General features: G+C 71.8%; 19 protein-coding genes and 3 pseudogenes. 13 read left to right on the top strand and 9 right to left on the bottom strand.

Annotated features, from left to right (window positions below; all coding sequences use genetic code 11):
- Window positions 1-2: 2 nt before the first annotated feature.
- A complete protein-coding gene (locus tag ABZ809_RS27460; protein ID WP_357565487.1) occupies window positions 3-218 on the top strand; it encodes a hypothetical protein in 216 nt (71 codons plus the stop codon).
- Here the strand turns inward: ABZ809_RS27460 and ABZ809_RS27455 are convergent.
- Window positions 185-925 carry a phosphodiesterase gene (locus ABZ809_RS27455; RefSeq protein WP_357565486.1) on the bottom strand — a complete coding sequence of 247 codons (741 nt, stop codon included), beginning with the start codon at window positions 923-925 and terminating at the stop codon, window positions 185-187. The two genes, ABZ809_RS27460 and ABZ809_RS27455, sit on opposite strands and share 34 nt — an antisense overlap.
- 89 nt (window positions 926-1,014) lie before the next feature.
- On the opposite strand from ABZ809_RS27455, the gene ABZ809_RS27450 reads away from it, so the two are divergent.
- From ABZ809_RS27450 to ABZ809_RS27415, 8 genes are all read left to right on the top strand, one after another.
- Entirely contained in the window at window positions 1,015-2,304 is a 1,290-nt protein-coding gene (locus ABZ809_RS27450) for a pitrilysin family protein (RefSeq protein WP_357565485.1), read from the top strand.
- Window positions 2,304-3,650, top strand: coding sequence for a pitrilysin family protein (locus ABZ809_RS27445; protein WP_357565484.1), 1,347 nt, complete (start codon window positions 2,304-2,306; stop codon window positions 3,648-3,650). The genes ABZ809_RS27450 and ABZ809_RS27445 overlap by 1 nt, the downstream gene beginning before the upstream one ends.
- A 247-nt stretch (window positions 3,651-3,897) precedes the next feature.
- A complete protein-coding gene (locus tag ABZ809_RS27440) occupies window positions 3,898-4,923 on the top strand; it encodes an aspartate-semialdehyde dehydrogenase (RefSeq protein WP_357565483.1) in 1,026 nt (341 codons plus the stop codon).
- Window positions 4,924-5,326: 403 nt separating this feature from the next.
- Window positions 5,327-5,743: a CBS domain-containing protein gene (locus tag ABZ809_RS27435; RefSeq protein WP_357565482.1), complete on the top strand. Its 417-nt coding sequence runs from the start codon at window positions 5,327-5,329 to the stop codon at window positions 5,741-5,743.
- A 318-nt stretch (window positions 5,744-6,061) separates the two neighbouring features.
- Window positions 6,062-6,628 (top strand): hypothetical protein, encoded by a 567-nt coding sequence (locus tag ABZ809_RS27430; protein ID WP_357565481.1) that lies wholly within the window; start codon window positions 6,062-6,064, stop codon window positions 6,626-6,628.
- Between the two features lie 121 nt (window positions 6,629-6,749).
- Window positions 6,750-7,124, top strand: coding sequence for an SCP2 sterol-binding domain-containing protein (locus tag ABZ809_RS27425; protein WP_357565480.1), 375 nt, complete (start codon window positions 6,750-6,752; stop codon window positions 7,122-7,124).
- A complete protein-coding gene (locus ABZ809_RS27420; RefSeq protein WP_357565479.1) occupies window positions 7,124-9,184 on the top strand; it encodes a glycogen debranching N-terminal domain-containing protein in 2,061 nt (686 codons plus the stop codon). The genes ABZ809_RS27425 and ABZ809_RS27420 overlap by 1 nt, the downstream gene beginning before the upstream one ends.
- Window positions 9,185-9,268: 84 nt before the next feature.
- A complete protein-coding gene (locus ABZ809_RS27415; protein ID WP_357565478.1) occupies window positions 9,269-10,054 on the top strand; it encodes a lysophospholipid acyltransferase family protein in 786 nt (261 codons plus the stop codon).
- Between the two features lie 142 nt (window positions 10,055-10,196).
- Here the strand turns inward: ABZ809_RS27415 and ABZ809_RS27410 are convergent, their stop codons facing one another.
- The 4 genes from ABZ809_RS27410 to ABZ809_RS27395 form a co-directional block, all read right to left on the bottom strand.
- Window positions 10,197-10,922 (bottom strand): hypothetical protein, encoded by a 726-nt coding sequence (locus tag ABZ809_RS27410; protein ID WP_357565508.1) that lies wholly within the window; start codon window positions 10,920-10,922, stop codon window positions 10,197-10,199.
- Between the two features lie 75 nt (window positions 10,923-10,997).
- Window positions 10,998-11,711 (bottom strand): response regulator transcription factor, encoded by a 714-nt coding sequence (locus ABZ809_RS27405; RefSeq protein ID WP_357565477.1) that lies wholly within the window; start codon window positions 11,709-11,711, stop codon window positions 10,998-11,000.
- The gene (locus ABZ809_RS27400; protein ID WP_357565507.1) at window positions 11,684-12,823 is read right to left on the bottom strand and encodes a hypothetical protein; all 1,140 of its coding nucleotides are present in this window, start codon (window positions 12,821-12,823) and stop codon (window positions 11,684-11,686) included. The genes ABZ809_RS27405 and ABZ809_RS27400 overlap by 28 nt, the downstream gene beginning before the upstream one ends.
- A 37-nt stretch (window positions 12,824-12,860) precedes the next feature.
- Complete coding sequence (locus ABZ809_RS27395) at window positions 12,861-14,039, bottom strand: ATP-binding protein (protein ID WP_357565476.1); 1,179 nt, start codon at window positions 14,037-14,039, stop codon at window positions 12,861-12,863.
- A gap of 274 nt (window positions 14,040-14,313) precedes the next feature.
- Here ABZ809_RS27395 and ABZ809_RS27390 point away from each other — a divergent pair, with 274 nt between their 5' ends.
- Entirely contained in the window at window positions 14,314-14,925 is a 612-nt protein-coding gene (locus tag ABZ809_RS27390; RefSeq protein WP_357565475.1) for a hypothetical protein, read from the top strand.
- 156 nt (window positions 14,926-15,081) lie between these two features.
- Entirely contained in the window at window positions 15,082-15,768 is a 687-nt protein-coding gene (locus ABZ809_RS27385; protein WP_357565474.1) for a tyrosine-protein phosphatase, read from the top strand.
- A 27-nt stretch (window positions 15,769-15,795) separates the two neighbouring features.
- On the opposite strand, the gene ABZ809_RS27380 is transcribed toward ABZ809_RS27385, so the two are convergent.
- The 3 genes and pseudogenes from ABZ809_RS27380 to ABZ809_RS27370 all read right to left on the bottom strand — a co-directional run.
- On the bottom strand, window positions 15,796-16,161 hold the full coding sequence (locus ABZ809_RS27380; protein WP_357565473.1) for a DUF4259 domain-containing protein: 366 nt from the start codon (window positions 16,159-16,161) through the stop codon (window positions 15,796-15,798).
- Window positions 16,162-16,349: 188 nt separating this feature from the next.
- Window positions 16,350-17,165: a superoxide dismutase gene (locus ABZ809_RS27375; RefSeq protein WP_357565472.1), complete on the bottom strand. Its 816-nt coding sequence runs from the start codon at window positions 17,163-17,165 to the stop codon at window positions 16,350-16,352.
- 285 nt (window positions 17,166-17,450) lie between these two features.
- Window positions 17,451-17,597: pseudogene (locus tag ABZ809_RS27370) on the bottom strand (site-specific integrase); the annotation flags it as partial.
- Window positions 17,598-17,982: 385 nt separating this feature from the next.
- On the opposite strand from ABZ809_RS27370, the gene ABZ809_RS27365 reads away from it, so the two are divergent.
- Together ABZ809_RS27365 and ABZ809_RS27360 are read left to right on the top strand one after the other, a co-directional pair.
- A complete protein-coding gene (locus tag ABZ809_RS27365) occupies window positions 17,983-18,318 on the top strand; it encodes an RICIN domain-containing protein (protein WP_357565471.1) in 336 nt (111 codons plus the stop codon).
- Window positions 18,319-18,522: 204 nt separating this feature from the next.
- Window positions 18,523-18,609: pseudogene (locus tag ABZ809_RS27360) on the top strand (IS5/IS1182 family transposase); the annotation flags it as partial.
- 1,341 nt (window positions 18,610-19,950) lie between these two features.
- On the opposite strand, the pseudogene ABZ809_RS27355 reads toward ABZ809_RS27360, so the two are convergent.
- Window positions 19,951-20,852, bottom strand: a pseudogene (locus ABZ809_RS27355) (tyrosine-type recombinase/integrase); the annotation flags it as partial.
- Window positions 20,853-20,896: the final 44 nt, after the last annotated feature.

The raw sequence follows: 20,896 nt of genomic DNA, 5'->3' as shown, positions 1-20,896 counted from the left end.
GCATGAGTCACGAGCAGAGCGACCAGGAACGGGTGGAGTCCCGCGCGCACCTGCTGCCCGAGGAGGCGGCGGTCGGCAGCGACGACCCCCAGGCGCAGGCGGAAGCCATCCTCACCGAGTCCGACATCCGGGAGGAGGATCGCAACGCCGCCCCCGACACCGTGCTGGAGCGGCGTACCTCCGATCAGACGGTGGCCCCCGTCGAACCCCCCGACTGAGGCGCGGCGCCCCGGGCCCGTTGCGAGCCCCGGTAGGTGTGTCTCCGCAGCCAGGCGAGCGGGCCGGCCGCCCGCAGCCCCGGCGGGAGATTGCCGACCGGGTCGAAGGCCAGCGCCGCGTCGTCCCGGGCGCTGCGCTGGGCGTCGAGGCTGACCTGCCCGAACGGCCGCCACGGCCCGACGGCGGACGCGACCGCGAGCACCAGGCGCGGCGCGTCCGCCCGGACGGCGTCCGCCACCTCGGCGAGGCTGCGCCCCAGGTCGGGGGAGTCCGGGTCGGCCAGCGCGGCCAGGAAGAGCCGCCGCCGGCCCGCGCGCAACGGCATGATCGTGCTGTACGTCCCGGCGAAGCGCCGCCGGGGCAGCGGCAGGTTCCGCAGCACCGGCGGCGCCCCGCTGGAGCTGACGAGCAGGTCGAAGGGGCGCCCGGGGTCGCGGTGCAGCCGCAGGGCCAGCCCGAGCACGTCCGGCCAGCCCTCCGGCGTGGGTACGCCCCTGGAGAGCCGGACGGTCGCCGGGAAGCGCCCCGGGTCGTCCAGCAACGACACCCCGGTCCGCAGGCCGGGCGTACCCCAGACGGTGACCTCACCCGCGAAGGTGCGGCCAACGGGATGCAGCAGGCGGGCCCGGCGCAACCGGGCCAGGGCGGCGGTCGCGCGCTCGACCGCGACGGCGGCCCGGTCGGTCACGGCGGAGGCAGGCGGCATGCCTCCCCGGTACCCGGCCGCCGTCGGTCGATGCCTCGCCGCGAGCGGCGTGTCACCTCTCGGCGCGCCTGATCGGATAGCGTCGTGCCATGCCCGACAGCGGTTACCCCTGGCCCATCGAGACGACCCGACTGGACAACGGCCTGCGCGTGGTGGTGAGTGAGGACCGCACCGCCCCCGCCGTCGCCGTCAACCTCTGGTACGACGTCGGCTCCCGCCACGAGCCCGAGGGGCAGACGGGGTTCGCCCACCTCTTCGAGCACCTGATGTTCGAGGGCTCGGTCAACGTGGCGAAGACCGAGCACATGAAGCTGGTGCAGGGCTCGGGCGGCTCGCTCAACGCCACCACCAACCCGGACCGCACCAACTACTTCGACACCGTCCCGGCCGAGCACCTGGAACTGGCGCTGTGGTTGGAGGCGGACCGGATGGGCGGCCTGGTTCCCGCGCTGACCCAGGAGACGCTGGACAACCAGCGGGACGTGGTCAAGAACGAGCGGCGCCAGCGCTACGAGAACGTCCCCTACGGCGACGCCTGGCTGCGGCTGCTGCCGCTGCTCTTCCCGCCCGGGCATCCCTACCACCACCCGACGATCGGGTCGATGGCCGACCTGAACGCCGCCGACCTGGCCACCTTCCAGGCGTTCCACCAGACGTACTACGCGCCGAACAACGCGGTCCTGACCGTGGTGGGTGACGCCTCGGCCGCCGACGTGTTCGCGCTGGCCGACAAGTACTTCGGCGCGATCGCGCCGCGCGCGGACATCCCGCCCGCGCCGGACGGCCGGATCGTCCCCGCCACCGGCCCCGCCGTCGAGACGGTCACCGGCGACGTGCCCGCGGCGCGCGTCTACGTGGCGCACCGGACCCACCCCTTCGGCAGCGTCGGCTACGACGTGGTGACCGTGCTCGCCACCGTGCTGGGCAGCGGCCGGGGCAGTCGCCTCTACCAGCGCCTCGCCGACGGGGAGCGGATCGCCCAGCCCGATCTCGTCGGGGCGTACGGGGTGGATCTGGCACACGCCCCCGCACCGCTGATCGCCACCGCCACCGCCCGCCCCGGCATCAGCGCCGAGCGGCTGGCCGCCGGGCTGGCCGAGGTGGTCGACGAACTGGCCACCGTCCCGGTCACCGCCGCCGAGCTGGACCGGGCGAAGTCCCTGCTCAGCACGATGTGGTGGCGGCAGATGTCCACGGTGGACGGCCGGGCGGACACGCTCGGGCGCTACGCCACCCAGTTCGGGGACCCGGCGAAGGCCGCGGAGCGGCTCCCGGCCTGGCTCGCGGTGACCGCCGAGCAGATCGCCGAGGCCGCCGCCGAGGTGCTCGCCGCCGACGACCGGGTGACCCTGACCTACCTGCCCGAGGAGAAGCCCTGATGACGCTGATCGCCGACCGTCCCGGTCCGGGCGCCGCCCGCCCGTACCGGTTCCCGCAGGTGGTCCGCCGCACGGTGGCCGGCGGGCAGGTGGTCGCCGCCCACCTGCCCGGCCAGAACCTGGCCGTGGCGCTGCTGCTGCTCGACGCGGGCGCCGGCCGCGAGCCCACCGGCAAGGAGGGGCTCGGCGCGGTGCTCGCCAAGGCACTGGAGGAGGGGACCGCGCAGCGCGACGCGACGGCGTACGCGCTGGCGATCGAAGGCCTCGGCACCGAGTTGGTCACCGGGCTGGACTGGGACGCCTTCCAGGTCAGCGTGCAGGTGCCGGTGCAGCGGCTGAGCGCCGCCGTGGAGCTGCTCGCCGAGGCGGTGCGGACCCCGAAACTGGATCCGGACGACGTCCGGCGGGTCCGTGACGACGAGGCGACCGCGCTGCGGATGGACTGGGCCAACCCCGGCCCGCGCGCCGACGCGGCGTTGCGGGCCGACCTGTTCGGCGCGGCGAACCGCTGGGGCCGCCCGATGTACGGCGACCCGGAGTCGGTGGCCGCGCTGGACGTCGAGGACGTCACCGTCTTCCACTCCGAGTGGTTCATCCGCCCCGGCACCCTGGTCGTCGCCGGCGACCTGGACCGGCTCGACCTGGACGCGCTCGGCGCGACGGCGTTCGCCGGCACCGCCGGCGGGCCGGCCGACCGGGGTGGCCCGATCGAGGTGCCGAGCCGGCCCGGCCGGCGGATCATCCTGGTGGACCGGCCCGGCTCGGTGCAGTCCACGCTGCGGCTCGGCCACCCGTCCCCGCACCGCGCCCACCCCGACCACGTGCCGATGACGCTCGCCGGCACGGTGCTCGGCGGGGCGTTCACCTCCCGGCTCAACCACCTGATCCGCGAGGTGCGCGGCTACACGTACGGCATCCGCGGCGACTTCGCCTCGTCCCGCCGGTTCGGCCGGTTCGGGGTCAGCTCGGGGGTGCAGACGGCGGTCACCGCGCCGGCCCTGGTCGAGGCGGTCGGCGAGATCACCCGTACCCGGGAGACCGGCGTGACCGAGGACGAGCTGGCGGTGGCGCGCTCCTGGCGGGCCGGGCAGCTCTCGGTCGAGTTGCAGAGCCCCCGGGCGATCGCCGCCGCGCTGACCACCCTCGTCGTGCACGACCTGCCGGACGACTACCACGCCCGGCTCCGGGACTCGCTGCTCGCCGCCGAGGTGGCGGAGGTCTCCGCCGCGGCCGCCACCCACCTGCGCCCGGAGGAACTCACCCTCGTGGTGGAGGGCGACGCCGCGGTGATCCGCGACGAACTCGTCACCACCGGCCTCGGCGAGCTGGTCGACTACGCCGGCTGACCGGTCCGGGGCGGTGTGATGTACGTCGCGCCGCCCCGACCGGCGCCGGCGTGCCGGTGGGCCGGGCGGGCGTGGATGCTTCGGCGGGCCACCCCGTGGGCGCGCGATTCTTCCGGAGAGCCGGTCCGGCCGGCGGTGTCGTTCCGCCCCGCCCACGAGCCGGCGGGGCGGGAGCAGCGCCGGGGTGGGCCGTCGCCGGTGGGAAAGCGTTCCCGGTCGGCCCGCCGGGCTGGGTAGCCTCGCGGGCATGAGGATCGGCATTGTGGGGGCCACCGGCCAGGTCGGTGGCGTGATGCGGCAGGTGCTGGCGGAACGGAAGTTCCCGGCGGAGCAGGTGCGGTTGTTCGCCTCGGCGCGGTCGGCCGGGCGCACCCTGCCCTGGCGGGACGGCGAGGTGACCGTGGAGGACGCGGCCACCGCCGACTACTCCGGCCTCGACATCGTGCTCTTCTCCGCCGGCAAGGGCACCGCGAAGGAGCTCGCGCCGCAGGTCGCCGCCACCGGTGCCGTCGTCATCGACAACTCCTCGGCGTTCCGGATGGACCCCGAGGTGCCGCTGGTCGTCGCCGAGGTCAACCCGCACGCCGCCGCCCTGCGCCCCAAGGGGATCATCGCCAACCCGAACTGCACGACGATGGCCGCGATGCCCGTGCTGCGTCCCCTGCACGCCGAGGCGGAGCTGGTCAGCCTGGTCGTCTCGACGTACCAGGCGGTCTCCGGCGCCGGCCTGGCGGGCGTCGCCGAGCTGGACGAGCAGGTCCGCAAGGTCGCCGAGCACGCCGCCGGCCTCGCCTTCGACGGCGCGGCGGTGGAGTTCCCGGCCCCCCGCTCGTTCGCCCGGCCGATCGCGTTCAACGTGCTCCCGCTCGCCGGTTCGATCGTCGACGACGGCAGCTTCGAGACCGACGAGGAACAGAAGCTGCGCAACGAGAGCCGCCGGATCCTGGAGATCCCCGAGCTGCGGGTCTCCGGCACCTGCGTCCGGGTGCCCGTCTTCACCGGCCACTCGCTCCAGGTCAACGCCCGGTTCGCCCGCCCGATCACCCCGCAGCGGGCCCGCGAGCTGCTCGACGGTGCGCCCGGCGTGGCGCTGGCCGACGTGCCGACCCCGTTGCAGGCGGCCGGCCAGGACCCGACCTTCGTCGGTCGGATCCGCGCCGACGAGACCGTCGAGCACGGCCTCGCGCTGTTCTGCTCCAACGACAACCTGCGCAAGGGCGCCGCGCTCAACGCGGTGCAGCTCGCCGAGCTGGTCGCCGCCGAGCGCCGCTGAGCGACGCGCTTCCCGACGGCCCCGCCGCCTCCGGCGGGGCCGTCGTCGTGCGGCCCCCTCCGTGCGGCGCCCTCTATCCCGCGATCTTGCATTTCCTGCCCCTGTTTTGAGACGTAAGTCCGTTTCATCCGGGCACAAAGCGCAAGATCGCGGGCAGCGCGCCGCTCTGCGCCCGCCAGCGCGCTGCACCCGCCACGGCTCTGCATCCGCGCCGTGTCGGACCGTCGCCACCGGCAAGATCGTGCTCGATTCTGGAAGTAGTGGCATCACGTTGCCCAGAGACCACTACTTCCACGAAGTTGTGCGATCTTGGCCGGCGGGGCGAGGGCGGGGCGGGGTGAGGCGCGTTACCCCGACCGGTCGCCGGGTAGACGGCCCGTGCCGACACCGAGAGGGGAGCACCATGACAACGGTCGGAGAGTTCATGACGACCCGGTTGGTGACGATGGACGGCAACGACACGCTTACCGCCGCCGCCCAGGAGATGCGCGACAGCGCCATCGGCGACGTGGTGGTGACCGACGGCGACAACGTCGTCGGAATCGTGACGGACCGGGACATCACGGTCCGGGGCGTGGCGGAGGACATGGATCCTGCTTCGACCCCGCTCAACCAGATCACCAGCAAGGACGTGATCACGGTGAGCCAGTACGACGACGCGGTGGCCGCCGCCGACCTGATGCGGACCTACGCCGTACGCCGGTTGCCGGTCATCGACGACGGTCGGCTGGTCGGCCTGGTCTCGATGGGCGACCTCGCCGTGGAGCGTGAACCGCAGTCGGTGCTTGCGGACATCAGCGCCGACGAGCCGAACAACTGATCCGTCCGCGACGCCACGCCGGCTCCCCTTCGACGGGAGCCGGCGTGGCGTCTCGCCGTAATGCGCTCGGCGACCCGTCGCCGCTGAACGGCAGCGGATTCGCTGACGGAGGGTCCGTCCACCCCGGGGGACGCCGAGCCCCGAGTGGACCATCGAGCCTATGATCTCGCTGTGTCCGCAGAGCCCCCCACACCTGGCCGAATTCAGCAGACCGGATGGCGCCCCCATGGGCACCCCAGCATGATGGCACCGGCCGGGGCACCACCAACTGGTTCCGTACCGGTCGCGGGGGCCTGGTCGGCCGGCAGGTCGGTCACGATGACGATGCTGCTGGTGCTGTTCGGTCTGGTCGTGATCGGGCTGAACACCGCCGTCGCGTACGTGGCGGTCGGCACGAAGGTCGTCCCGATCATCACCGGGCTGGTCCTCTGCCTGGCCTTCGTGATCGCCGTACGTCTGCTGCACCGGGCCGCGTGGCTGGCCTTCCTCGCGATGGTTCCGGCCCTGTTCGTCCTCGTGGGATCGGTGCAGCTCGCGCCGGAGGCGGTGCTGGAGACGCGCGGCGTCCGCCAGGAGGTGACGATCGTCGACGTGGAGGTCCTCGGCAAGCGGCACGCGTTCACGCTCCAGGGCGCCGACGGGCGCCTCGACGAGCCGCTGATCTATCAGGGCAGCAACCCCGGCCACCGGGTCGGCGACCGGCTTGCCGTGCTCACCGATCCGGACGGCGTGGTCGAACTCGAGGTTGCCGACCGGGTCGACTCCAGGGGCATGCTCGCGGTGCTGCTCCTCGGCGGCCTCGGCTGGACCTTCATCGCGCTGCTCGCGGGGTGGCGTGGCCACGTCCGCCGCCGGAAGGGCCGTTACGACACCCTGGTGATCTAGCGGGGGAGCGTGCCGGCCCGTCGCGACGGGCCGGGCGACTCACCCGATCCGGGCGAGGTTGGCCCGGCACCGGACGGGGACCCCTGGTCGGGACATGACCGACGGGGGAGGAGAGAACCCGATGGTGGACGCGACCACGAGGTTCTTCGAGGACCTGGACCGGCGGGGGTACGACCCCCTGCTGGACAAGGCCTCCGGGACCCTGCGCCTGGACCTGCACCAGGGGGCGCAGACGACGCACTGGCTGCTGCGGATCGACCGTGGCCAGGTGCGGGTGAGCCAGGAGGACCAGGATGCCGACACGGTGATCGGCACCAGCCCCGAGCTCTTCGACGACCTCGCCACCGGCCGGGAGCACGGGATCGCGGCGCTGCTGCGCGGGGACATGACGGTGACGGGGAACGTCCGGCTGCTGGTGCAGTTGGAGCGGCTGTTCCCCAGCAATCCTGATGCGCGCGGACCGCGCCGGCGCTTCGCGACGCAGGAGGTGCGGTGATGTCGAAGAGCAACACGATCCGGATCCTGGACGGCAGCACCTTCGTGGTGTCGGAGGACACCGGGGACATCGAGGCGACGCCGACCGAGCCGACCGGCTTCTTCTCCCTGGACACCCGGTACCTGTCCACCTGGGTGCTGACGGTGAACGGCGAGCGGCTCAACCCGCTGTCGTACGACGACCTCCAGTACTACGAGGCCCGCTTCTTCCTGGTGCCGGGGATGGCGACGCACTACGTCGACGCCAAGCTGTCGATCGTCCGGGAGCGGTCGGTGGGGAACAGCTTCCAGGAGCAGCTCACCATCCTCAACCACGACGAGAAGGCGGTCGACCTGGAGATCAGGATGGACGCGGCGTCCGACTTCGCCGATCTGTTCCAGGTCAAGGACGAGATCCTGAACAAGAAGGGCGAGATCTACACCGAGGTCGAGTCCGACCAGCTGCGGCTGGGCTACCGGCGGGGCAACTTCATCCGGGAGACCGTCATCGCGGCCTCCCCGCAGGCCCGGTACGACCGTAAGGGCTTCGCGTACACGATCCACCTGGAACCCAACGAGCAGTGGGAAGCCCGGATCGACGTCAAGACCCGTTCGCTGTCCCCGGACGGCCGGGACCTGCTGATGGGGCTGCCGGCGCCGACCACCGAGCGGCTCGCCCTCCAGCACGACCTGGAGGAGTGGATCGCCAGAGCACCCAAGGTCAACAGCCAGCACGACCGGGTCGCCGCGACGTACCGGCGCAGCATCGTCGACCTGGCCGCGCTGCGCTTCTCGCCGATCTCCCTCGGCGGGGCGACGCTGCCGGCAGCCGGCCTGCCCTGGTTCATGACGATGTTCGGCCGGGACAGCATCCTGACCTGCCTCCAGACGCTGCCGTTCACGCCGGATCTGTCGAAGACCACGCTGCGGATCCTGGCCTCCCTCCAGGGCACCCGGTTCGACGACTTCCGGGACGAGGACCCGGGCCGGATCCTGCACGAGATGCGGTACGGCGAGACCGCCGCCTTCGAGGAACAGCCGCACTCGCCGTACTACGGGTCGGTGGACGCGACCCCGCTGTTCCTGATCCTGCTCGACGAGTACGAGCAGTGGAGCGGCGACGTCGAGCTGGTCATGGAGCTGGAGCGGGAGTGCCGGGCCGCGCTGAAGTGGATCGACGACTACGCCGACCTGGTCGGCACCGGCTACATCTGGTACGAGCGGCGCAACACCGAGACCGGCCTGGAGAACCAGTGCTGGAAGGACTCGTGGGACTCCATCTCCTACCGCGACGGGCAGCTGCCGCCGTTTCCCCGGGCCACCTGCGAGGTGCAGGGGTACGCGTACGACGCGAAGCTGCGGACCGCCCGCCTGGCCCGCGAGTTCTGGAACGACCCGGATCTCGCCGACCGGCTGGAGCGGGAGGCGGCGGCCCTCAAGGAGCGGTTCAACCGCGACTTCTGGGTGTCCGACGGTGAGTACTACGCCCTGGCCCTCGACGGGGACGGCCGGCAGTGCGACGTGCTCAGCTCCAACATCGGCCACCTGCTGTGGAGCGGGATCGTGGACCACGACCGGGCCGAGAAGATCGCCCAGCACCTGGTCGGGCCCCGGCTCTTCACCGGCTGGGGGGTGCGGACGCTGGCCGAGGGCGAGGTCCGCTACAACCCGATCGGCTACCACAACGGGACGATCTGGCCGTTCGACAACTCGTTCATCGCCTGGGGGCTGCGCCGGTACGGCTTCGCCGAGGAGGCGGCCGTCATCGCCAGCGGCATCCTCGACGCGGCCACCTACTTCGAGGGCCGGTTGCCGGAGGCGTTCGGCGGCTATCCCCGCGAGCTGACCAAGTTCCCGGTGGAGTACCCGACGGCGTGCAGCCCGCAGGCCTGGTCGACCGGCACGCCGCTGCTGCTGCTGCGGACGATGCTCGGCCTGGAGCCGCACGAGGGGCACCTCGCCGTCGAGCCTCGACTGCCGATCGGGATGGGCCGGATCGAGGTGCTGGACATCCCGGGCCGGTGGGGCAAGGTGGACGCGTTCGCCCGCGGTCGCCTCGACATGCACCGGCTCACCGACTGACCGCAGGCAGGTTCGCCGACCCGGCTGGCCACTCAGGGTCGCCGGGTCGGCGTGGCGTCCAGGCTGGCAGGGTAAGTTCGCGCAATGCCGGAACTCGTGTACCCGCCCGTGATCGCCGCCGCCCTGACGATGTTCCGGGTTCTCGACCTGAAGATCACCATCGAGGGCGCCCACCACGTCCCGCGTACGGGCGGTGCGGTGATGGCCAGCAACCACGTCAGCTACCTCGACTTCATCTTCTGTGGGCTGGGCGCGCACGAGTCGAGGCGGCTGGTGCGGTTCATGGCGAAGAAGTCCGTCTTCACGCACAAGGTGTCCGGCCCGTTGATGCGGGGCATGCGACACATCCCGGTGGACCGGCGGGCGGGCGCCGGGTCGTACGCGACGGCGGTCAGCGCCCTGCGGCGTGGCGAGGTGGTCGGCGTCTTCCCCGAGGCGACGATCAGCCGCTCGTTCATGGTCAAGGAGCTCAAGAGCGGGACCACCCGGATGGCTGCCGAGGCCGGCGTGCCGGTGCTGCCGGTGGCGCTCTGGGGCACCCAGCGGCTCTGGACCAAGGGCCGGCCGCGCACCCTCACCCGCCGCCACACGCCGATCACCATCCTGGTGGGCGAGCCGATGGACCCGGCCGACTACCCGGACGCCAACGCGATGACCGTCGACCTGAAGGCGCGGCTGAGCGCGCTGGTCGACCGGGCCCAGCGGGAGTACCCGGACCAGCCCGCCGGCCCCGACGACACCTGGTGGCTCCCGGCGCACCTGGGCGGCACCGCCCCCACCCTGGACAAGGCCACCACCCTGGACAAGGCCACCACCCTGGACAAGGCCACCACCCTGGACACCCCCACCCGCCCCACCCCAACCCCCTGACCCCGCCCCCCGCCCCCCGCTTCCCCCCGGCGATCTTGCACTTCCTGCCCCGACATACCGCCTGAAAGGCGCAAGGGGCGGGCCGAAAGTGCAAGATCGCCGGAGACAGCGGTGTCGACGTGGTGTAAGGCAGGGAGCGGCGTTATCGGTGTCCGCAGGCTGCGCCGGCTGCGGGTCCGCACCAGCCCTGGCCGGAGCGTTCCCGCCGGTAGTAGTCGTCCCGGCAGCGGAACTCCACCGGCAGCGACCCGGGCAGGGTGATCCGGACCTCCCCGGCGGACAGTCCCGCCCCGGCCCGCACCGCCAGCACGTCCCGCTCGGGCGGCGACAGGTCCACCAGCTCCGGGTGGGTCAGCCGGAACCCGGCCGCCGCCCGGCGCACCCGGCGGGTCAGCTCGGTGACCTCACCGACACCGCCGGTGAGCCCGAGGGCCGGTTGCTGGATGGTGCGCAGCGCGTCGCAGACCACCAGCAGGCTGACGTGGGCGTCCGGCCCGGCCGGGAGCAGCTCCAGCCGGGACGGCCACTGCCAGCGGATCTGACCGCTGACCAGCCCCGGCAGCCGTACGCCCCGGCGGTGCCGGGTGCCGTCGCCGCCCTGGCCGACCAGGGCGAGCTGCGGCCCGCCGCCGACGTACACGATCCGCCGGTCGGTGACGGTCACCGTCACCGGCTCGGGCAGCGTCCACCGCCGCCGCGACTCCGTCGGACCGAGCAGGTGCCCCGACGCGTGCAGCCGGTGCCGGGACAGCACCCGCTCGCCCGCCTCGGCGATCAGTTCGTGCCGCCGGTCCAGTACCGGGGCCACGTCGTCGTCCGCGTCGAACCGGTGCGGGGCGATGAAGAACGGGGACGCGTCATCGTGCATCGTCATGACCTCCCGGTGCAGACGGCATCTCAGTACGAGGGTCGCCGACCACCTCGTCGGCTGTCATGACGCCCGTTAGGGGGTCGGCCGGTCGTACGACGCCTGTGACCGGTAGATGCCGATCTCCTCCGGCCGGACTAGGCCGTCCTCGATCGCCCGGGCGAGCAGCGCCGCCTTCGTGGCGGCCGGTCGCCCCGCCCGGGTGTACTTGATCCGAGCCCGGTCGACGTACTGTTTGACCGTGTGCTCGCTGATCCGCATCCGGCGGGCCACCGAGGCCTTCGACATCGACTGGAACCACAGCAGCAGCGCCTCGCGTTCCTTGTCCGACAGGGCCGGCCGATCCGGCCGTGGGTCGCCCACGATCGCCCCGGCGAGCGCCGGCGGCACGTACGGGCGGTCGTTCGCGGCGGCCAGCACGGTCGCCACGCAGTGCTCCCGCCCCTCGTGCTTGGCGAGGAACGCCACGGCCCCGGCGTCCAGCGCGGCGAGCACCGTCTCCGGGTCGGTGTGCTCGGAGTAGACCACCACCCGCCGGCCGACCGCGCTCAGCTCGGCGAGCTTGTCCAGCGCCATCCGCCCGTGCAGCCGCAGGTCGAGCAGGACCACGGCGGCGTCGGGGGCGGCCCGCAGCACCTCGTCCGGGTCGTCGCCGGTCGCCAGCACGGCCAGCCGGGGCTCGGTGGCCAGCCACGCGCGGACGCCCGCGATGACGACCGGATGATCGTCCACGATCGCCACGCCGACGGGCCGCCCGCCGATCACCGCCGCCACCGGGTCTGCGCCCATCTGATCTCCCCATCCCGCTCGTAGAGGTACTCGACCTGCCCGTCCCCGCCCGGTGTCGCACCGCCGTCGGGGCCGTCCCGGTCGGGCGTGACCAGGCTGACCACCACCTCGTCGTGGCCGGCGACCACTGTCAGCCGGGCCCAGCCCCGGGCGTCGGCCAGCGTCGCGGTGAGCGGGTCGGCGAGCCGGCGGCGCACCTGCACCGGCAGCGGCGGCGGGCTGCCGACCGTCACCAGGTCGATCGGCAACCCGGTGCGCTCGGCGAGGTCGACGGCGGCCCGCAGCTCGTGCAGCAGCGGGTCGGGCACGTCGTCGGACTCGGCGATGAGCCGGCGCAACCGGGCGGCGGCCGACACCGCCCGCCGTTGCACGTCCGGGTCGGCCGGGTCGGCGCGACCGTCGGCCAGCTCCGCGAGCACCTCCTCGGCCGCGCCGCCGGCCAGCGTGAGGCGGGCGTGGCGTTCCCGCCGGGCCCGTTCGGCGGCGTCCCGCTCGGCCGCCGCCGCATGGGTGGCCGCCGCCGCGCCGGCCCGCTGCCGGGCCAGTGTCGCGATCGCCATGCTGCCCACGAAGACCGCCACCGGCAGCGTCGAGGTGCCGTAGACGTACATCGCGTACCGGGCCAGGTCGGCCGGGGCGGTCGCGCCGTGACCGAGCACCCCGGCCAGCGCGATCAGCGAGTGCGCGCCCAGCAGGACGAGCAGCGCGGTCGCCCGCCGCCCCCACACCGCCAGCACGAAGAACCAGCCGAGCGTGCCCCACGCCCAGTTCGCGGCGGTGAAGAGCTGCCGCTCGCCGGCCGCCGCGAACACCGCCGCGTCGACCGCCAGCAGCAGCGCGGCCACCGGCCAGGCCGGCAGGGGCGTGCCGCGCAGCAGCCGGACGCCGGCCAGCACGCCGGCCGCCGCGACGAGCAACCAGCCGGCCAGGACCACCGGCGGCGCGGCGAACCCGGCCCGGGCCCCCACCGCGGCGGGGAGCGCGATCGCCGTGTGCCAGGCCAGCGCGATCACCACCGCCACGATCCGGGCACCGCGGTCGGAGGCGTCGGCCACCGCCGCCACCGGGTCCGCCGGGGCCGTTGCGCCGCCGGGCGTACGCGGAACGGGCAGCGCCGGGTCGGCGGTCGTCGCCGGCGCGCCCGCCGTCTCAGTCGACACCGGGCCACTCCAACCGGATCCGGGTGCCGGCGCCGGGGCGGGACCGGATCACCGCGCGCCCGCCCACCGTGGCCATCCGGCCGCGTACCGACTCGCGCAGGCCGTACCGGTGGGCCGGGACGCCAGCCGGGTCGAAGCCCGGACCGTCGTCGGAAAGCTCGACCACGACGGTGCCGGCGACCCGGACCAGCCGCAGCGCGGCGGACGCGCCCGGGGCGTGCCGGGCCACGTTGGTCAGCGCGGCGTAGGCGCTCTCGGCCAGCGCCTCCGCGACCGGCGCCGGCACCACGCAGGGCGCCAGGTCGGTGGTGACCGTCAGCTCGGGCAGCCGGGCGCGCACCGCCCGCAGCCGCTCGTCCAGCGGCACCGGCCCGTCGGCGGGCGCGGACCGCGCGTCCGCCAGCGCGGCGAGGGTACGCAGGTCGGCGGCGCACCGCTCGCGCAGCGCGGCGGACGGGCCGGCGACCGCCCCCTGCCCGACCATGGTCAGGGTGGCCAGCACGGTGTCGTGCAGGTCCCGGTTCTGCCGCCGTTCCGCCTCCCGGGCGGTCCGGGCGACCAGCGCCTCCCGGGTGAGCCGCTGATGGGCGACGAACGCCCCGTCGGCCCGGCCGATCCGCCGCCGCATGATGGCGGTCATCAGCGCGGCGCACCCGGTCTGCACCAGCAGTGTCGCCGCGTGCGCAATCGCCTCGTCGGGGTGACCGGCGGCGCGCGCGCCGGCCACGTAGGCGGCGGTGACCAGCAGCCCCGCCGGGACCGACCAGCGCGCCGGGGCGGTGGCCTGCGCGTTGATCACCGTCGTGCTGGCCAGCACCGCGATCCAGCTCCCCTCGCCGGGCAGCACCTCCGGAGCCACCAGCACGGGGATCGCCAGGCAGGCGGCGGTGGTCGCCGCCACGTCGCCGGCCACCAGCGGGCCCCCGATGCCGTGCCGCAGCGCGCGGAACGCGTACCACACCGACCAGGCGGTGAGCGCCACGACGGCCGGGACCAGCAGCGCCGGCTCGACCGGCGGGGTGCGCACCGACAGGGCCACCACCGCGCCCACCAGGCCGCACGTCAGCCGCAGCAGCGCCGGCAGCCTGGTGAAGATGAGGGTGAACGCGCCGCCGGCCGGATTGTCCAGCGTGGTCGGCGACGTGCTCGGGGCGGCAACGGCCGGCATCGGGAAGAGGCGTCCTTCTGCGACAACGACCCGATCCGGGTCCGCGCGGCGAGATCGACGCCGGAGAATAACACGAGTATCCGCCCGAAATCACCCTCGGTGCGCGCCATGTCGCTGCTCCGTCAGCCCCGACCCCTCCGACAGCAGGCCGTCCGCGTCGCCACCAGCAGGCGCCGGGCCGCGTGCCAGTCGAACGGAGTGCATCCACCGGCGACTTTGGACGGCGGTGCTAGGTTCACGCCAACGCCGTCTTCACCGGAGCCGGGAGCCCACCGTGCAGAAGAGGTACGCCGGCCTGCTGGCCGTCATCGTGGCGACAGCCTGCCTCGCCGTCGTCGGCACCCTCGGCGGCTGGTACCTGGCCGGCCGCGACGCCTCCGGGTCGGCCGACTCCACCACCTCCGGGCCGGTCGTGCCCACCACCACCGCTGCCGGGGAGACCGGCAGGCCGTCGACGGAGGCAGCGACCACATCGCCGGCCCAGTCGGACTCGCCGGCGGGGGAGCGGCCCACGACCCGGACGTACCAGATCGACCGGCTGCTCTACGACCAGGCGGGCCTGACCGTCCGGCTGGTCAGCGCCGAGGTCACCGGCGGCAAGCTGCGGCTGAACCTGCGGTACGGCAACGCCTCGACGATCCCGTGGCCGGTGAGCTGCCCGGCCGTCGAGGTCGACCGGACGTCCTCACAGGTCGTCCTGCCGGACGGGCGATCCGTGCGTCCCGAGTCCACCTGGTGCGCCACGACACGGCCCGACCAGTCCTTCGACATCCCGGCCGGCACGCAGGTGACCAGCTGGGGCGTCTTTCCCGTGGCCCCCGAGGCCGGGTCCTCCTTCGAACTGACCTGGTACGACTTCCCGAGCCTCGACGTCCGGCTCCGCTGACCTCCTCCCGGTGTGCCCGGCTGGCCCAGCTCGCCTGGGCTCTGGCGGGCCCCGGCGTGACGCTTCTGCTCCCGTACTCGCGGTAGCCCTGGTGTCGGCCCAGGTCATCGGGGGTTCGGTGCTGGCGGCAGGTGGGCGGACGAGTAGCGTGGCGACGTGCGTGCCGATGTCGACGAGCCGGAGACGAGCCCGGTCCTGGGCTCAGTTCCCGGCGTGCGGAACTTCCGGGACGCGGGCGGCGTCGGGGCTCTGCGTCGTGGTGTGCTGTACCGGTCCGGCGCGCTGCACGAGCTGCCGCCGAGCGGGGCGCAGGCGCTGGCGCGTCTGGGCGTGCGTACGGTCGTCGACCTGCGCAGCGTCCCCGAGATCGCCGTCCGGCCGGACAGGTGTGACGGGTACGGTCTCACGCACGTGCGTGCGCCGGTGTTCGCCGAGCGCAACTGGCCGGACGAGCAGTTGGAGCTCTACCCGTTCATGGCCGAGCACGTGGGGCGGTCCGTGGTCGCGGTCATCCGTCGTCTCCTCACCCCGGGCCCGCCCGTTCTCGTGCACTGCGCCTCAGGCAAGGACCGGACCGGTGTCGTCGTGGCCGTCCTGCAGACGTTGCTGGGAGCATCCGAGGCGGAGGTCGCCGCGGACTTCCTCCGGTCGAACGCCGCGCTGGGACTGACCGCGAGCCCGGCGTCGTCCGCGGCGGGACACGGCGCCCTTCCCGTCACGGCCACCCTCATCCACCGGGCGATGCTCTGGATTCGCGGCATCCACGGCTCCGTCCCCGCCTATCTCGTGAAACACGGCGCGACGGAATCGGAACTGGCGGCACTGCGGACGCGTGTGGCCTGACGGTCGAGCCTGCCGGCCGCCCGTTGTCTACTCCTTCGCCAACTCGGCGAGCTGGTCGAAGGTACGCACGAGGGTCGCGCGGCGCTGCTCCTTGTATTCCGGACCAGGCTCCAGGCCGTCGATCGTCTGGTCCCAGACGGCCAGGTATCTGCTCTTCCAGTCGGCGATCGTCGTCTGGTCGGGCAGGCTGACCCCGACGTAGTTCTGTCGTGCGATGAGGTGCAGCAGCTCCAGGTTGCAGGGCACCGCGACGCCCCAGTACTCGTCCGGCTCGATGCCGACCGGCTCGCCGGACATCGCCTCCGTGACTTCGGCGACCAGCCGGCCGGTCAGATCCGACAGGTGGTCGGCGGCCGTGTCGTCGTCGAAGTTTCCGCTGCCCCAGGTGCCCACTGATCCTCGCCCTCCATGCTCCGAACGCTCGCCACATCGAAGCAGGTGCCACCGACAACGCAGGGCCGGACGCGTGGCCACCCGCCGATCGCCGTCTCGGCATCGATCCCGTCTCGGGATGGGGAGCCCCTGGTGGACATCTTTATCCGGCCGGGGATACCCCCGGCCGGATGGTGCAAGATGGGTGATCAGTCGCGCACCCGTACGACGCAGTAAGTGGTGCGGGGGGTCGCCGGGACGGACAACCGCGCGTTGACCGCGTACAGGCTCGAGCCGAAGGAAACCACAGCCGACGGCTCGTCGAGGTCGCGGTCACGGATCACGTCGACCGGCGTGGCCCGCGTCAGCCGCTCGTTGAGGCGGAACTTGGCGATCACATTGTTCCGGTTGCGCACCACGTAGAGCGTGCGCCCCTGGAGCAGGAGACCGTCACCATTGGTTACCGGTACGCCGCACGTGCTGATCTGGGCGGCCATGCCGGCGCGGGGATCGAAGCAGTAGAGCCGGCCGGTCCTGGCCTGCACGATGATGAGCTTGCCCGCCCAGGCCTCGACGATGCCGGTGTTGCAGGCGGTGGGGTCACCGAGCCCACCCGGCAACGGCAGCGCGCGCACTCCCGATCGCCCGGGCAGCGACCCGTTGCGGCCAAACTCGACGCAGTAGACCTTGGCTTTCTCCGAGTCGGTGAAGAACACGGCCGTCTTCGTCGCGGTCACACCGTCGATGAACCCGCCGCCGAAGTCGTACGTCGCCAGGCACTCGCCGGTCGACTCACGGTAGACGGCCGCGCCGCCCATGTTGCCGCAGGCCGCCCAGATCCGGCCCCGTTCAACGGCCAGACCCGTCGCCTGGGCACCGGACGCGGGCGGCACGAGGAGCATCCCCTTGCCGGTGCGCAGGTCGGCGCACCAGACGCATCCGTCCGCCATGGAGCTGACGTAGATCTTCGTGCCGGTCCCGCGGGCGATCCCCTCCGGGCAGAACCCGTTCGGTAGCTTGATCACTGAGGGATACCGGCCGTTCCAGTGGTGAGCCGAGGCCGGAGCCGCGGCGATGGCGGCCCCGACGGGCGCGGCAACGGCTGCGGCCAAGAGCGTTCGTCTGTGCACTGTCGTGCTCCTTCCGATAGGCGAACACGTATATGGGATCTGTGGATCACGTGTCGGGGCCACTTCGCCGTTGCTCGACAGGCCACCGAACGGAGGCGCGCGTGCCAAACCCGCCGGTCGCCGCCGCCCGCGGAGCCAGCACGCCAAAGATCCAAAGAAACCGGCCGGGGCGGGTGATCGCATGCGGGCTGCGAGGGTACCGGCGGCACGCCTGTCGGATTTGGAGAGCCAAGCGGCGTAGAAGCGGAGGATGGTGGTGCCGCCGCCGCCACCGTGTCGGCCGGCGGCGGTCCGCACGTCAACGCCGGCGTTGGTCACTTCGGTTGCCCGGATTACCCGGTCAAGGCTGCATGACGAGGCGCTAGCTCACTCAGAGCGGATACGCTGTCGCATTTCGTGCGGGAAGCCGTTCTCCACCACATCGTGAGCATCGTTCGCGATCCAGCTATGCAGACTCAACTGATGTCGACAACCATCGATTCCTTGGTCGTCGAAGGGAGAACAGGAATGACGTTACGGAAAATGATCGCCCTGGCTGCGGTCGCCGCCCTTCTCGTGGGTGTCACCCCCGCCGTCGCCTCAGCCCAGGGGAAACCCGGGCAGCGTCGCCATCTGCAGTGGTGGGGACGGCATCGGGGCCCTGGTCGGTCGTTGCCCGACACAGCGGAAAGTGCGCTGAGGTCTACTTCGGCAGCTTGGCTCCGGAACGCAGGTGGTGCAGTGGCCCTGTCACCGTGGCCAGCACCAACTGTGGCGAGTGAACGATCTAGGCAACGGCTATGTCCAAGTCGTGGTTAAGCACAGCGCGCAATGCCTGGAAGTCAATAACGCCGGCCTCTCGGACGGCGTCACGGTCCTCCAATGGCCCTGCCACGATGGTACCCACCAGCAGTGGCGCATGATTCACCGCGGCGATGGGTTCTACCAATTGGTGGCCAGGCACAGCGGCAGGTGCCTTGAGGTCGACCACGCCAGCCTTGGGGACAACGCCGTGCTCTTGCAGTTCGCGTGCCACGGCGGCACTCACCAGCAGTGGGCCTTCAGGTAATCGTCAGGGACCTTCACTCCGCCCGTCCTGAGGCGGCTGGCCGCAGTCCGGGCCAGGGCGGAACGCGGAAAAGCCTTCTGCCGCTGCGGCCGACCCAGCTGGGTCGGCCGCAGTTGTTCAACCCGAATCACCGACCAATAACCCGGTCGACGTTGAGCCTTTCCAGCCTGATCCTGTAGGTCAGGGACGGTGAGCGACGCCGCTTTCCGGCCCAAGCTGTCACGCCGACAGGAGGCTGTGAACCGGGCCCACGCGGCAATCCGCGCCCGCGGCGAACGGGCGATCGCCACCCCTCAAGACCTCTGTCCTGCCGGAGCTTGCTGTGAGGGCGGCCGAGGCGGCCGGCCCGGCTTGTTTCTCGTTGGGGCACCGAGAGCACCTCCGAGCTCCCCTCGGGCTCACCCAGGGTCCATCGAAGGATGGCGCTAAAACATCGCAAGAAAGGCAAGCGTGCCTTGCTGGAAACGTTTTCGATTTTATTGTGATTCACGAGCAGGGAGGGCGGTTGGCGATCGGATGGCCGTTTCCCGAGGAAGCAGAAGTGGATATTGATAGGTTCGTTGAAGCGAAACCTACTGAGTTGACAGGGGTGTCCGTCTGGCAGGTGTCCTCTGCCTCTACGCACGTTCCTTGCTGTTCGCTGACTGCCGGGCTCGATAGAGCGGCACTCGTTGGCGCGTCGGTGTCCGTCCGCCATCGGCGGCCCATACGACGAAGCCCCGGGCCGCTAATTGCAGCGGTTTCCGGGGCTTAGTCAGGGAGGCGGATGGCCGATGTCAGTCAGCGGTCACGAGACCTTAGAGCGCGGAGTTCTTCACGAAGACGAGCATTCTCCGCGAGTTGCTGTCCCAGGCGCGCATCTGCCCTGATCTCGGCCTGCTGTCGCTGACTCAGCTCATACGATGCAATTTTGGCCTGCATCTGAATTTGCGCATGCTCTATTCTTCGACGAGCGTCTTCCGATTTCTCCTGCTGCTGTTGCGAATAGACGGCGAAGGCGAGCGCAAGGACTGCCAGGACCGTAGAGGCTGCCGTAGCTAAGGCGTTGCCCCACTCTCGAACCTTGTCGAGACGAGATGAGGATCCGGCGTTGCCCGAACCCGATGTGCGGTGAGGTCCGAGGGCGTGGCGCTGGTCTCGGCCATTAGCAGGAAACGACGCAGCCCGTGGCAGGATCAGCCCAGTGGGGGACTCTACCCACTTCTCGTGCCGGTAGCCACGCGGTCCCGGGTTTACGTACTTCGCCTGGGGAACCATCCCCTTACCCTTCTGCTTCGAGAAGCACTTCGGGCCGTTCGGAGTATCGGCCGCTCAAGTCCATGTTGGCCGGTAGCGTCAAGATGGGGTTCGGTAGTACGGCTTGCTGCTGAGGACCGCCTCCGGCGGGAGGATCGGGCGCTCCGGACATCTAGGACGGCAGCGTTGGCCCGTCCCAGCCCTACAGGCCTGCGAACTGGTGCACGCCCGTGTCGCCGCTACAGCTTAGACGGCGAGTAGGCCGCATTAGTCCGCAAGAGTCGACGGACGGCGGGGAGCGGTGAGAGATTGTCGAGAGGCGTTTCCGCTGCTAAACGCCCATCGACCCAGGTCGGCGGGACGGGGAGTTCTGATCTCGTAATGCGGGTGTCGCCGTTATAGATGAGTGTCTGCGACGGTCGCTCGGCGGCCTCGGACGACGGTTATCAAGCCCTCCGCCGTCAGGAGCGCCACGGCGCGGCGAGCGATTCCGACCGAGACGCCTTGCGCCAAAGCCAGCTCGGCGACGGCTGGGAGCTGGTCGCCGGGCCGTAGCCGACCGGCCGTGATCTGCTTGCGCAGGTCGGGGGCGATCCTCTGATAGGGGCTGCTTGCCACACTGCGTTGCGTTGGCGCGGCGGGACGCGGCGGCATCCGTGCGGCCAGCGTCCCTGCCGCGCGCTGGTCTGACTCCGACAGCCAGGCTGCATAGACCCTGAGCGTTGTCGTGCCGCGACCGCTATGGTCGAGCCGTCCGGCGACCGTCCGAATGTCAACACCAGCGTTGGTTAGCTCCGTAGCCGAGTAGTGACGCAGCGCGTGAATGTGGCTGTCGATGTCGAGTCGGGTGGCGAGTCGGCCGTATCGCTGCGTAATGGTGTCGGGCCGGTAGCCACGGCTGTTGTCCGGCTCAGGGGAAAAGACGTAATCGGTGGGGTCGGCCTCCACATCAAGCTGTGCCAGGCGGTCGAGGTGCCGGCCGTGCAGCTCGCGCAGCACTTCGGGCGTCTCGGCGTCGAGCGCCACTCGCCGCTGCTGGTGCGTCTTGGTGTCCTTCTCTTGCAGTTGGCCATCTGCGTCCAGGTAGGAGCTACACGCAGGGTCAGCACACCGGCGGCGAGGTCGAGATGGTGCCAGCGCAGCGCACATAGCTCGCCGCGTCGGGCGCCCGTCGTCATGGCGAGCCAGACCAGAGCGCCCCAGTCCGGGTCGCGCCACGCCTCGTTGATGATGTGGGCCGCGTCGGCCGAGTTCGGTGGTTGCGGATCGGGGTGCGGCGGCGCGGGCGGCTGAGCCTGATTGGCTAGCTCGTTCGCACCACGTGCCGCACCACGCGGCTTGA

The sequence above is a fragment of the Micromonospora sp. NPDC047074 genome, assembly GCF_040643815.1.
Lineage (GTDB): Bacteria > Actinomycetota > Actinomycetes > Mycobacteriales > Micromonosporaceae > Micromonospora.
The sequence above is the reverse complement of the archived record's forward strand: the minus strand, read 5'-3'. Positions and strand labels throughout refer to the sequence as shown.